Raw genomic sequence first — 12,778 nt, forward strand, 5'->3', positions numbered from 1 at the left:
GCGCAGGCCGGCACCGGGCCGGGCGGTGGGCCGACCGGCCCCGCCGGCGGACCGAGCGCTGCCCCGAGCGCCGCGCCGCCCCCGGCGTCACCGCCGGATTCCCGCGTGGCGGTACCGGACGTGCGGGGCATGGTGCTCAACGACGCCTCCGCGGCCCTGCGCCAGGACGGTTTCACCAACATCCCCTACGTGTACGACTGCTACCGCTCCTCCGACATCAGCAATGTGGTGCGCCAGGACCCGGCTGCCGGCACGCGGATCGCGACGACGGCGGCGGTACGCCTGTACCTGCAGGCCAACGACTGCTCGGACGTGCCGAACGTCGTCGGGATGACGTTGGACGACGCCGCGGCAACCCTCAGGAAGGCCGGCTTCAGCAACATCCCCTACGTGTACGAGTGCCTGAACTCGAAGCAGATCGGGGCCGTCGTCACGCAGTCGGTCGCGCCGGGGACCAGCTACGGCAGGAGCAAGCCGGTGAGCCTGAAGCTGCAGGCGAACAACTGCTGATCACCCAGTCCGCCGGTCACGACTGACCGTCGCGGCCGGCCGACCACCGTTACCGGCCGCGCCCGGCCGGCGCACCCGGTCAGCAGACACACCCGGTCAGCCGGCACGCTCGCCCAACCGGAACGGTTCACCGGCCGGCACACCGGCCAGCCGCAACGGCCACCCGGCCAGAACCACCACCCAGCCAGAACGGCCAGCCGGCCGGGAGGAGGGGCCGCCGGTCAGCCGGAACGGTCGATCGGGCGCGGCCGGTTCGACCACAGCGGCGGAGCGGCCCGCAGGCCCGACCGGGAGTCCTCGGCGGACCGGGAGCGGGCCTCCTCGCCCGGGCGCGGACCCGGCCGGGCATCGTCCCCCGGCGAGCGCGGGCCCGGCTCGGAGCCCTCGCCCGACCGCAGCCCCGGCCGGACGTTCTCACCGGGCCACAGGCCGAGCCTGGCGTCCTCACCGGAGCGCAGGCCCGGCCGGGCGTTCTCCCCCGAGTGCAGGCCCTGCCGGGCATGGCGGCCGAACTCGCGGGCCAGCGGCAGCGTGGGCCGCTGCGGGACGCGAGCGCCTACCGCGGACCGGTCGAAAGCCTCCCGGACGCCCGCCGCGGACCGCGGGCCGACCGTGGCCGGGCGGGGCACCGCCGCCCACATGTCGACCTCGACGATGATCTCCCCGTCCTCGGAGGCCATCCGCAGCCGCCCGCCGTGGACCTCGACCAGCCGCCGCACGACGTACAGGCCCATGCCCGCGCCGTCGGTCTCCCGGGTAGCCGTCCCGTCCCGCTGGGTGAACGGCTCGAAGAGCTGGCGGATCGTGGCCGGGTCGAGGTCGGGGCCGGGGTTGCGCACCCGCAGGATCACTTCGTCACCGACCCGGCCGGCGATCAGCCGGACCGGCGCTCCCGGCCAGGAGTGCACCAGCGCGTTGTCGACAAGGTTCGCGACGACCTGGTGCAGCGCCTGCCGGGCCATCCGCACGGGCAGGTGGGGCGGGACGTCGACGGTGACGTTGGCGGCTGTCGTCGGCGTGTAGGACAGGGTCGCGAGCACCTCGTTGACGACCTCGGGGAGGTCCGCGACGCTGTTCTCCTCGGTGCCGGTGGCCGTCGCCGCGGTGAGCATGTTCTCCAGCAGCCGGGACAGCCGGTCGGAGTAGCTGACCGCCGAGTCGAGCATGTCGTCGAGCTGCGCCGGGGACATCCGGTCCCGCCGGCGCTTGATGGTGAGCAGGGTCCCGCGGATGCCGGTCAGCGGCGTGCGGAACTCGTGGGAGACGGTGGCAACCAGGTCGCTGCGGATCCGGTCGGTCTCCTCGAGACGGGCCATCAGGCTCTGCTGCCCCTCGTAGAGCTGCGCCCGGAAGTGCTCGGCCCGCCGCCGCGCCTGTTCGTTGAAATGCCAGAAGATCACCTGTGCCGCCGCCAGCGCGCAGATGAACGCCGCGCTGACCCCGGCGAACACCCAGGGCGACCCGGTGTACTCGGGCATCACGATCTGGCCGCCCACCACGCCGTTCGCCACGAACACGAACGCGATCGCCAGCAGGTAGACCGTCCAGTCCTCGTACAGGGCGATGAGGGCGACGACCACGAAGAAGTGGAAGTACACCTCGGTCTGCCCGTGCGAGAGGTGGACGAACACCACCGAGCTGCACAGCAGGCCGAGGCTGGTGGCCAGCGCCCGCAGCCGGCGCACACCCGGCAGGACGGCGGCGCCCAGCAGCACCGCGGACGGGGCGGTCGAGGCCAGGCCCTGCCAGATCCGGAAGTCCTGGTACCAGGCGTAGGTTACGATCATGGGCAGGTGGATGGCCAGGATCCAGACCAGCAGCCGGTGCCGGGCGACCCAGTCCTCGGTGGGCAGGCCGCGGCCGTGCGGCATCCACTCCAGCAGTTCCCCGCCGATCCTGCCGGTGACGCTCGCGGCATCCGCTATGGAGCGGCGGGGGGAATCCGGCATGTCGACACGGCGGACCCGGCCGGCGCGCGCACCACCGTGGCGACGCCGCGCCCGGTCAGGTACAGGGGCCGCGGAGGACATCCGGGCTATCCTGCCCCGATCACCATCGGACGCACCATGGCCGTCAAGGATGGTGTGCCATGCCAAGCATGCCTACCCGGGACTAGACCATCTTCACCAGTCCGCAACAGGTTCAAAAGGGGCATGGCGCGGCCAGCGCCCGCTTCGACAACCTGTGGGCTGCAAGGTGGCCTTCGGAAGGGCCGCCGTAGGAGGAGGACACCGTGCTCCCCGTGACCCTGACCGCTGCCAGCCCGACCCGCACCGCAGCCGCCATGGACCCGACCTGCGCCGGCCCGACGTCCCCACTCACCCCGCTGCCCTCGCTCGCCACGGCGACGCAGGCGGTCGCCACGAAGGAGCCGGCCGAGGGCACCGTCCCCCGGCTGCGTCTGATCACCACCGGCCGCCGGGCGGGCGAGACCGTCCACGGCCGCGGCGGCCCGAGCTCCTGCGGCTGCCGGGAGTGCGCGATGGCCCGTCACCCCGCGTCCCTCCCCCGCCTCGCGGTAGTCCGGTAGTCGGCGGCCGCATAGCCCGACCGGGTGATGTCGTGCCGGCCCGGCTGGCACGACATCACGGCAGGAGCCGGCTGGCGAAAGCCCGCGGGCAGCGCCCGCTGGCCAGGTCTCGGACTTCCCAGGTGAACCGGCTGGGCCAGGTGAACCGGCTGGACCGGGTGGGACCGGGTGGGACACAGCACCGCCCCTCAGGCCGTCACCTGACGGCGCGACAGCAGGCAACGGCCGGACAGCCGACAACCGAACGCGACACAAAGGGCCGTCGACCATGATCACTCAGGTCGACGGCCTTTGCCATCCATATTCCGATGTAGCCCCGACCGGATTCGAACCGGCGCTACCGCCTTGAGAGGGCGGCGTCCTAGGCCACTAGACGACGGGGCCAACTGTTCTCTTTTTCCACCTTCGGACGGCTCCCACCCTACAGCAGGGAACGCCCGAAGCTGGGGTACCAGGACTCGAACCTAGACTAACGGAACCAGAATCCGTTGGGCTGCCAATTACCCCATACCCCAAGGCTGCCCTTGCGGGCGAGGCTTACTGTACCGCATCAGCGCGGGGAGCAGGGCGGCAAGCAGCCGCGACGCTCCCCGGCGCGTCGGCCCGCCGGGACTGCCGGGGCCGCCGCCGGGACTGCCGGGGCTGCCGCCGGGACTGCCGGGGCTGCCGGCCTCGGCCGGCGCTGTCAGCGGGCCACGACCGGGTTGGTGAGCGTGCCGATGCCCTCGACCGTGACGGCCACGGTCTGGCCGGGGCTCAGCGGGCCGACACCGGCCGGTGTCCCGGTCAGCAGCAGGTCGCCGGGCAGCAGGGTCATCGCCGCGGACATGTAGGCGATCAGCGACGGGATGTCGTGCACCAGCAGCTTCGTGCGCGCGTCCTGCCGCAGCTCGCCGTCGACGGTGGTGCGGATCGCCAGGTCGGAGGCGTCCAGGTCGGTCTCGATCCAGGGGCCGACCGGGCAGAAGGTGTCATGCCCCTTGGCCCGGGCCCATTGGCCGTCCGCCTGCTGCTGGTCACGCGCGGTCACGTCGTTCGCGCAGGTGTAGCCCAGGACGACGTCCAGCGCGCGGGCCGCCGGGACGTCCCGGCACAGCCGCCCGATGACGATCGCCAGCTCGCCCTCGTAGTCGACCCGGTCGCTGTCGACGGGCAGCGCGACCGGGTCCCCCGGCCCGACCACGCTCGTCGACGGCTTGAGGAAGAGCACCGGACGCTGTGGCACGGCGTCCCCGCCCATCTCCCGGACGTGGTCGGCGTAGTTCTTGCCGACGCAGAGCACCTTGCTGGGCAGCACCGGCGCGAGTAACCGCACGTCGCCGAGCGCGTGCCGGGCCCCGGTGAAGCTGAACGCGCCGAACGGATGGGGGGTGATCGTGGCCACGGTCGCCTCGCCCGTCTCGACCGAGCCCTCGACGACGCCGAAGGCCGGCTCCGTCCCGTCTGTGAACCTCGCGATACGCACCCTGCCGACGTTAACCGGCCGGCCCGTTGCCGGCGACGCCCGTGAGGTGCCGAAACGGCCCGTTCGTCATCCGGCGGGCGGCGCAGGCCACAATCACGGTGGGGCATGGGACCGGTTTCGCGTGCCCCCGAACCACGCATACCCTCAGCCGCGCGGCCCCGTGCACGTTCGCCCTTCGTGCACGTCCACACAGTCACGTCCACACAGCACAGCGGTGCACGCCCGTCAGCGGTGCGCGCCCACACAGCGCCAGTCCGGAAGGAGCCAGGTGAGCGAGATCACACCCGTCTACGATGTCGGCGCGCCGGAGCCGAAGCCCATCGACGAGGAGCTGAGCGTCAAGCTCGGCCACCTCGCCGAGGACGCCATCCTGCGCGGCAAGCCCAACGGCGACGAGCGGTGCGACAACTGCCTGTACTACCTCGACACCGACAAGGACATCACCTACTGCTGGCACCCCAAGCTGCGCATCCTCGTCGGCGGCGACTGGTGGTGCCAGTGGTGGGAGGAGATCGAGGACTGACCCCGCGGGCCCGCGGCCCGTTCCCGACAGGTCCGGTCCGCGGCCTGTTCCCATACATGGATCGTCCATACGTTGGCGGCCTGTCCCGTCAGCGAGCAGCCCGGCCGGCTGACGAATGTCAGCCCGGTCGGTGGGCGTCAGTCCAGCCCGTCCGCGAACACGGCAAGGGCCGCGGCGAGCGTGTGATCGAGCAGAGCGGCTACCTCCGGCCAGCGGGCTTCCGGCTCGTCGGTGTACACAAACGTCGCGCTCTCCGTTTCGGTGGGCCGTAGGGCCTGTACCGGCAGAACCCGCCCACCCGGACCGGCCTCGTCAACCGGTGCCGGTTCGGCATCCGCGACGATTTCAGCAAGGACGGTGAGCGCAAGCACGCCAGCAGACAGCGGGGAAGCCCGGACTCGTCATATCAGCCCATCCGCGATCTCCGGAAAGGCCATCGCCGACGTCGTGGGCTTCTCCTGCTGTGGTCGGCCTCTTCCGGAGAGCCTATGTCGAGGCCGATTCCACGTGCTATCCGCGTCGCTTCGTCCAGCATCGCCCTGCCGCGCTCGCGGTCGTCGCTACCGGATAGAAGCTGGCCGAGCTGCACGAGCGAGATCACGAGATCCCGCTGCTTGCCGGCATTGACCGGATCCGCCTCCGCCAACCGCCGGCGGATCGCCAGACCGTCGGTGAACAACTGCTGCGCACGGACCGTGTCCCCCACCGCGACCGCGACATCCCCCAGCTTCTCGTAGGAGACCGACAGGTCGCGTTGCGCCTGACTATTCGTCGGATCCGCCTCCGCCAACCGCCGGCGGATCGCCAGACCGTCGGTGAACAACTGCTGCGCACGGACCGTGTCCCCCACCGCGACCGCGACATCCGCAAGCTTGTTGTAGGAGATCGACAGGTCGCGTTGCGCCTGACTATTCGCCGGATCCGCCTCCGCCAACCGCCGGGCGGAGGCGACCATGGCGTCGCCGCGTTCCCACGCCGCCGAGGTGATACCGATGTTCAGCAGCGCGGCGAGTTCCCGATCGACAAGCTCGAGAAATCCCCGGCTGTCCGGCGGCACCATCGGCACGACCTCGCCCAGCAGCGCGGCCACCGACGACTCGCCCGTGAGCATCTCGGCGATGTCCAACGTGAATGTGACAACGTCGTCGAACCTGTGCTGGGCACTGCGGTGGCGGGCGACCTCCACCACGTCGGCGAAATCCCCGCGTCCCGCATCGAGCCGGGCCAGCCGCATGCGCTCTGCCCTACCGTGCCGCTCTGCCCGGGTCTCGGGCTCGGCGTCGACGAGCCGGGCGGCGATCCACGGGTGGACGAGCACATCGCCGTCGAGACGTAACAGCAGTGTCCGGTCCGCGAGCCGCATAACCGCCGATGAGACCATCCGACGCCGCTGATCGTCAGGTTCTTCAGCCAGCCAGGCGAATGCAAGATCGTCGGCTGACATGGGAACGTTCGACACCGCCGCATGGAGCAGCAGTGAGCGCTCGTCGGCGGTCACTGTCGCGAGCAGCAGCTCCAGGACGATGTCGCGGCTGCCGAGCAGCAGAGCATCATCCACCGCCCGATCGAAGGTGCGATCCTCGGAGAGATCGACGCCGAGTTCGTCGGCCAGGCCCACGATCCGCTCAGTGACCTCCCGTAGGTTCGCGGCGCCGTTGCGCAACAGCGCGTCGACGAACTCCACCAGCCGCGGATGCCCGCCGACCGTCCGGGCCAGGGTGCGCCGGTCGGTCTCGTTCAGCGTCCGCAGGCTCGGCAACCGCAGGAGCAGACGGCCCAGCTCGGCGCCGCTGAGTGGCCCCACCTCCATCCGCCGCAGGAACAGGCCGGTACGCCCCGGCAGAGGGTATCTACAGGTCACCAGCATGCGGCCCTGGGCGCTGGCACGGGCCAGGCCGCCGAACACCTCGGCGAAACCAGGGTCGGCGAAGGCCCGGCCGTCCTCGGTGAGGTTGCGCTCGAAGTCGTCGAAGAGCACCAACAGCCGGTGTTCGCCCAGCAGCCTCCCGATCAGATCGATCTTCGCTGTGTCCTCGTGACGCGGGTCGGCCAGCGAGGCACGGGCGTCGGCCAGCTCCGGGACACCACGCAGCACGTCGACGGTCTCGGCGATCAGCGACGGCGGGTTCCAACGACCGACATGTACCGCGACAGCCCAGCCGTCGGCCCGCAGCCTGGTCAGCACCCGCCCGGCCACCGCGGTCTTGCCGATACCGCCGGGCCCGGTCAGCACTACGCCGGCGACCGCGCCGTACCGCTCCACCGCGGCCCGGCCGCCGCGCAGCACGTCCAGCGCGGTACGGACCTCGCGGCGCCGCCCGACCAGATCCCCCATGGCCAGCTCGCGGACGGTGCCACCGGCCGGCGCGGCGAACGGGCGGGCAAGCGGACGCGGGTTCGCGGCCACGTCCAGCAGCGGCGGGTCGTCGGCCGCGGCGAGCAGCGTCGCGGTGGCGTACTCGGGCGGGGTGAGGCGGCCCGTGGCGCGCGCGGCCGCCCGCCGGTCGGTGTCCACCTGTCGGCGGGCAGCGGCGAGGGCCGCCGCCACCGAGCCGGCCCGGCCGGTGGCCAGTTCCTCGTAGAACACCCGGGCCAGATCGGTCGCGTAACGGTCGGTGACGGTCGTCTGCATGGCCACCACCCGGTCGGCGCCACGCCGGACCAGGGTCGCGGCCAGCCCGTCCGAGCCGGCCGGCTCGTCCGAGCCTGCTGAGCCGGCCGGGCTGGCCGGGCCGGGCGGGCTCGCGGACGCGCCCGAGCAGGACGACAGCACGATCAGCGGCAGCGGGCGGGACGCGCCCTTCAGGGCGTCCACCAGCTCCTCGGCACGGACCGGCACCGGGTTGCCGTCCTCGTCCTCCAGCTCCACCTCGGACGCCGAGCCGTGCGCGGACAGGTGCAGCACGTGGTAGAAGTCGTCGCCGTCCGTGCTCTGGCCGCTCAGCGCGTCGGCGATCTGCTTCAGTCCGGCGACCTCGAGGATCGTGACCTGCGCAGCCCCGGACCCCGCGACCCCGCGGACAGCATCGATGATCGCCTGCATCTCGGCCTCGACGTCGAGCGGCGGGTTCCTCGTCCGGGTCTCCTCCGGCGCGGCCACCGCCACCAGGATCTTCAGCGGGCCGGGCAGTGGGCCGGTCGCGGCCCGGCGTAATCCGGCGACCCGGCGGGTGAAGCGCACCCCGGGCATGGTCGCGAGCAGCCGCCCGTCGGCCAGCCGCAGCAGCTCGTAGGGCAGTGCCAGCACCGCCGGGCCGTCGGCCTCCACCACGACGTCCACGGCCGTGCCGAAGGGAGACGTGTCGATCAGCTCGGTCAGCCGCCGCGCGGCGTCGGCGTCCAGCAGCGCCTCCCGCAACCGGTGACCGGCCTGGGACAGGCGCGTGTCCGCCTCCGCCGGGCTCCCTGGCAGCGACGCCCACACCGTGTCGAGCCCGGGCGGCAGCGCTGTAACGCGCTCCCCCAGCGAGGTGCCGGACAGCGCTGCCCGCGCCGTGAGCCGTCCGGCCTCCAGGCGTACGTGCAGCACCAGCTCGTGGGAGAGCGGAGCCGGCCGCGACAGCGCCGAAGCGCCACCCGGCACCGAAGCCCTGCCTGACCCCGAAGCGGTGCCCGGCACCGAAGCGGCGGCTGGCTCGGGCGCGCGCGGTGCCGGCGCGGGCGGGCGCACGTCCCGGGGCGGCAGGAGCGGGCGGGTCCCGGGCACCAGCGGCGGTTCGATCTCGAACGGCTGGCCGGTCAGGACGCGCAGCAGCCGTTCCATCCCGGCATCGGCGTCGGAGATCCCCCTGATCGCGTAGTGGGTCGTCGAGTACGGGCCGAGGAAGGCCGGGACGTCCTCGGCCGTGCGGCCCGGCAGCAGTACCGGCAGGAACTTCGCCAGCCCGGCCGTCCGGTCGCGGTACAGCTCGTCGCGGATCAGCGCCGCCTCGAACTGCACCCCACGGCCGTCGTCCGCGGCGGCCTGGCCCTCACTGCGGCGGCGGTACTCCGGCGAAGCGATGACCAGCACATGGTCGGACGCGCGGACCTCGGCCAGCATCCACAACGGCCAGTCCTGCCGGCGCTCGTTCGCCGGCAGGTCGAGCTTCGCGTCGATCTCCCGCGACCGCAGGAAGATCCACAGATCGCGGACGGCGTTCTCGTGCTCGGGCGACTCGTGGGCATAGGAGAGAAACACCCGCGGCGGACGATCCGTCACCGGAACATCACCATACCGGCACCGCTGCCTGCGCTGTCCCTCACGCCGTCCCCCCGCCGTCGCCGTACAACGGGAATCATAAGCGCGCTTCGGTGACAGCCCTCTCACCGATACGGAAAACGGTCAGTTCAGATAAAAGATGAACAAGTCATTCATATGCTGACATCGGGACTGATAATGCGCTGATGATGCGCTGCTGCCAGTCGCCCCGGACGTTGCCAGTCACCCCGAAGCGCCGTGAAACGGCTACTTGGGAATGATCTGTTCGCCCTGGCGGTGCAGGCCGTAGGTGACGGCGTCCTGGAGGGCTTCCCAGGAGGCGGCGATGATGTTCTCGTCGACGCCGACGGTGTCCCAGCGGTCGCGGCCGTCGCTGGTGCCGACCAGGACGCGGGTCACCGCGCCGGTGCCGGACCTGCCGTCGAGGATGCGCACCTTGTAGTCGACCAGGTCGAGGTCGGCAAGGCCCGGGTAGCCCTTCTCCAGGGCTTCGCGCAGGGCCCGGTCGAGGGCGTTGACCGGGCCGTTGCCCTCGGCCGTGGACACCTGCCGCACACCGTTCAGGACGAGTTTGACGGTCGCTTCGCTGATGACCTCACCGTCCGGCCGCCGTTCGACGATCACACGCCACGACTCGAGGGTGAAGAACCGCCGGGGGCCTTCGGTCTCGTCGCGCAGCAGCAGCTCGAACGACGCCTCCGCGGCCTCGTAGGTGTAGCCGGCCGCCTCCCGCTCCTTGACCAGGTCGACGACCCTCCCCAGCGCCTCGCGCTGGCCGGAGAGGTCCAGGCCCAGCTCCCGGCCCTTGAGCTCGATGGTGGCCCGGCCGGCGAGCTCCGAGACCAGCATCCGCATGTCGTTGCCGACCTCGGCGGGGTCGATGTGCTGGTACATGTCCGGATCGATCTTGACGGCGCTGGCGTGCAGGCCGGCCTTGTGGGCGAACGCGCTCGCGCCGACGTAGGCGCGGTGGGTGTCCGGCGCGGAGTTGGTGATCTCGTCGATGGCGTGCGACACCCGGACCAGCTCGCGCAGCCTGCCCGGGGGCAGCACCCGGCGGCCGAGCTTGGTCTCCAGCCCGGCGACGACGCTGAACAGGTCCGCGTTGCCGCAGCGCTCGCCGTAGCCGTTGGCGGTGCCCTGGACGTGGGTGACGCCGGCCTCGACCGCGACCAGCGTGTTCGCGACCGCGCAGGCGGTGTCGTCGTGGCAGTGGATGCCCAGCCGGGCGCCGGTGCGGCCGCGGACGGCGGAGACGACGTCGCCGATACGCGTCGGCAGCATCCCGCCGTTGGTGTCGCAGAGGACCACGACCTCGGCGCCGGCCTCGGCGGCCACCCGGACCACCTCGAGGGCGTAGTCGGCGTCGGCGCGGTAGCCGTCGAAGAAGTGCTCCGCGTCGACGAACACCCGCTTGCCCTCGGCGCGCAGATGCGCCACGGTGTCGCGGATCATCGCCAGGTTCTCGACGGGGGTGGTGCGCAGGGCACGCTCGACGTGCCGGCGGTCGGACTTCGCCACCAGGCAGACGACGGCCGTGCCGGCCTCCCGCAGGGCGGCGACCTGCGGGTCGTCGGCGGCGGTGGCGCGGGCCCGGCGGGTCGCGCCGAAGGCGGTGAGCAGGGCGTGCTCCAGCCGCAGCTCGGTGCGGGCGCGGTGGAAGAACTCGGCGTCCTTCGGGTTCGACCCGGGCCAGCCGCCCTCGATGAAGCCGACCCCGATCTCGTCGAGGTGCCGAGCTACCGCGATCTTGTCGCCGACCGACAGCGACAGCCCCTCCTGCTGGGTCCCGTCACGCAACGTCGTGTCATAGACGTGAAAGGAGTCGGGATCGTCTGGCTGCACGGCGTGCCTCTCAGCTGCGGATCACCTGCGGGTCGTCGGTCCCCCGCGGATCACAGCCTGTGGATCACAGGCCTGTGGATCCGAGGGGTGTCACGCGCCCGGCGGCGTGGGTGGGCAGCCGGCACGCGCGACGATGGCGGGTTCACCGCCGACTGCCCACTGTACGTCGCCACCCGCCCAGAAGCCCGTACTCCCCCAGCCCCCGACAAAGCCCGCACCACCCAGCCCCACTCTCACAAAACAGCCCACACCTTTCCCACCCACCACCGAATGATCGGTAAGCCCACCGACCGGCCACTGAGGCGATGTAATCATGACGATGGCTGCGAATATCACCGGTCAGCTCCGGTGCGCGAACGTCGCCTGCGCGCGTTCAAACCGGTGTTCGGTCGTGCGGGAAGTGCCGACGGCGGCGGCCGCGGTGGCCAGAATGAGCGCGGCGAGTACGAGGACCAGGGCAGGCTGCGGTTTCGGAGGCGGCTCCCGTAGTGCCCGTGCCCGATGGGCGAGGTCGGTATGCACGGCGCCGAGCGCCGCGGTCGGCATGGCCGCTGTGCCCGCGCGGGCGAGGCCGGCGCGGGCCAGCGCGCGGACGGCAACAGCGCGGTTGTCGGTGGTCGCGGCGGCGTCTTCGTCGGCCCAGCGTTCGACGGCGAGGCGGACGGTGGCGGCAGGTGCCCGCAGGAGCGGGTTGGCGGCGGCGGCGAGGTCGGCGAGCTGGGTGTAGGCGTGGTGGCGGTGGCGGAGGTGGGAGTGTTCGTGGGCGAGCAGAACGCGGCGTTCGTCGGCGGGTAGCGCGCGCAGCATCGCGGTGGACACCACGATGCGGCCGGTGAGTCCGGGCAGGGTGTAGGCGTCGGGGCGGTCGTCGTCGACGATGACCAGACCGGTGGGGGCGGGTCCGAGCCGGCGGCAGGTGAGTTCCGCGGCGGCCAGGTCCTTGCCGACACCGACCGCCCGGCGGGTGGCGGCGGCGAGCAGCCCGATGACGATGGCGGCGGGCAGCAGCCCGGCCGGGGCCGGCAGCGGGTCGTGCCCGCGCACCACGGTGGTCGACCAGTGTCCGACCGCGGCGAGCGGGGGCAGTGGGGCGAGCAGGGTGAAGGCGACGACCGCCAGGATGAAACCGGTGGCCAGCGCGGTCACCAGGCAGGCGGTGGTGAGTAGCCGGGTGGCGGCGGCGGGCGGCAGCCGCCGGCCGAGCCAGCCGCCGCCGACGGCCAGCAGCAGGCTCGTGGCGAACGGGACGAGCGCGACGGCCGTCATCGCCGAGGCCCGCCGTCCGCGCTGTCGACGTCGGCGGCCGGCTGGTGGGCTGCGAGGAGGCCGACGAGGAGCTGTTCGTCCTCCGGACTCAGGTCCGCGACGAAACGGGCCAGCGTCTCGGCCCGCTGTGCGCCGGCGCCCAGCACCCGGATCATCTGCCGGGCGATGAGCGCGGCGTCGAGAGTGTCCGGGTCGGCGGCCGGGGCATAGGCGAAAGAACGCCCGGCGGGCGCCCGGGTCAGGGCACCCTTGTCGTGCAGGCGGGCGAGGGTCGTCATCACCGTGGTGTAGGCCAGGGGCACGCCGAGTTCGGCGAGTGTCTCGGCCGGGGTGAGGGGCCGGCCGGCCGCCGCGATCGCGGCAAGTATCTCCCGTTCGAGTGCTCCCGGTTCGCGCCTGGGTCTCCGCGCCACTCTCGCCCTCCTCGCTACTACTAGA

Annotated in this window: 10 protein-coding genes and 2 tRNA genes; 3 read left to right on the forward strand and 9 right to left on the reverse strand. The window is 72.2% G+C overall.

What is annotated here, in order from left to right:
• The coding region (locus tag NBX02_RS18765; protein ID WP_250292430.1) for a PASTA domain-containing protein at positions 1 to 510 on the forward strand (510 nt) is incomplete at its 5' end.
• A gap of 221 nt (positions 511 to 731) precedes the next feature.
• On the opposite strand, the gene NBX02_RS18770 is transcribed toward NBX02_RS18765, so the two are convergent.
• Complete coding sequence (locus NBX02_RS18770) at positions 732 to 2,459, reverse strand: sensor histidine kinase (RefSeq protein WP_445548524.1); 1,728 nt, start codon at positions 2,457 to 2,459, stop codon at positions 732 to 734.
• 284 nt (positions 2,460 to 2,743) lie between these two features.
• On the opposite strand from NBX02_RS18770, the gene NBX02_RS18775 reads away from it, so the two are divergent.
• Positions 2,744 to 3,040 carry a hypothetical protein gene (locus NBX02_RS18775; protein ID WP_250292432.1) on the forward strand — a complete coding sequence of 99 codons (297 nt, stop codon included), beginning with the start codon at positions 2,744 to 2,746 and terminating at the stop codon, positions 3,038 to 3,040.
• Between the two features lie 311 nt (positions 3,041 to 3,351).
• On the opposite strand, the gene NBX02_RS18780 is transcribed toward NBX02_RS18775, so the two are convergent.
• The 3 genes from NBX02_RS18780 to NBX02_RS18790 all read right to left on the reverse strand — a co-directional run bounded on the left by NBX02_RS18780 (position 3,352) and on the right by NBX02_RS18790 (position 4,505).
• A tRNA-Glu gene (locus NBX02_RS18780) sits at positions 3,352 to 3,424 on the reverse strand.
• Positions 3,425 to 3,483: 59 nt separating this feature from the next.
• Positions 3,484 to 3,555 (reverse strand) — tRNA-Gln (locus NBX02_RS18785).
• A gap of 170 nt (positions 3,556 to 3,725) precedes the next feature.
• Positions 3,726 to 4,505 (reverse strand): fumarylacetoacetate hydrolase family protein, encoded by a 780-nt coding sequence (locus NBX02_RS18790; protein WP_250283406.1) that lies wholly within the window; start codon positions 4,503 to 4,505, stop codon positions 3,726 to 3,728.
• Between the two features lie 268 nt (positions 4,506 to 4,773).
• Here NBX02_RS18790 and NBX02_RS18795 point away from each other — a divergent pair, with 268 nt between their 5' ends.
• On the forward strand, positions 4,774 to 5,028 hold the full coding sequence (locus tag NBX02_RS18795; protein ID WP_250283405.1) for a hypothetical protein: 255 nt from the start codon (positions 4,774 to 4,776) through the stop codon (positions 5,026 to 5,028).
• Positions 5,029 to 5,165: 137 nt separating this feature from the next.
• Here NBX02_RS18795 and NBX02_RS18800 read toward each other — a convergent pair whose 3' ends face one another.
• From NBX02_RS18800 to NBX02_RS18820, 5 genes are all read right to left on the reverse strand, one after another.
• Positions 5,166 to 5,399: a hypothetical protein gene (locus NBX02_RS18800; RefSeq protein ID WP_250292433.1), complete on the reverse strand. Its 234-nt coding sequence runs from the start codon at positions 5,397 to 5,399 to the stop codon at positions 5,166 to 5,168.
• Positions 5,400 to 5,434: 35 nt separating this feature from the next.
• On the reverse strand, positions 5,435 to 9,229 hold the full coding sequence (locus tag NBX02_RS18805; RefSeq protein WP_250292435.1) for a CHAT domain-containing protein: 3,795 nt from the start codon (positions 9,227 to 9,229) through the stop codon (positions 5,435 to 5,437).
• Positions 9,230 to 9,475: 246 nt separating this feature from the next.
• A complete protein-coding gene (gene cimA / locus NBX02_RS18810) occupies positions 9,476 to 11,074 on the reverse strand; it encodes a citramalate synthase (protein WP_250283399.1) in 1,599 nt (532 codons plus the stop codon).
• Between the two features lie 339 nt (positions 11,075 to 11,413).
• On the reverse strand, positions 11,414 to 12,340 hold the full coding sequence (locus NBX02_RS18815) for a M56 family metallopeptidase (protein ID WP_250283398.1): 927 nt from the start codon (positions 12,338 to 12,340) through the stop codon (positions 11,414 to 11,416).
• Positions 12,337 to 12,753, reverse strand: a complete 417-nt coding sequence (locus NBX02_RS18820; protein WP_250283396.1) for a BlaI/MecI/CopY family transcriptional regulator — start codon at positions 12,751 to 12,753, stop codon at positions 12,337 to 12,339. The genes NBX02_RS18815 and NBX02_RS18820 overlap by 4 nt, the downstream gene beginning before the upstream one ends.
• Positions 12,754 to 12,778 lie beyond the last annotated feature (25 nt).

The organism is Protofrankia sp. CiP1_Cm_nod1 (assembly GCF_920888515.1).
Classification (GTDB): Bacteria; Actinomycetota; Actinomycetes; order Frankiales; family Frankiaceae; genus Protofrankia.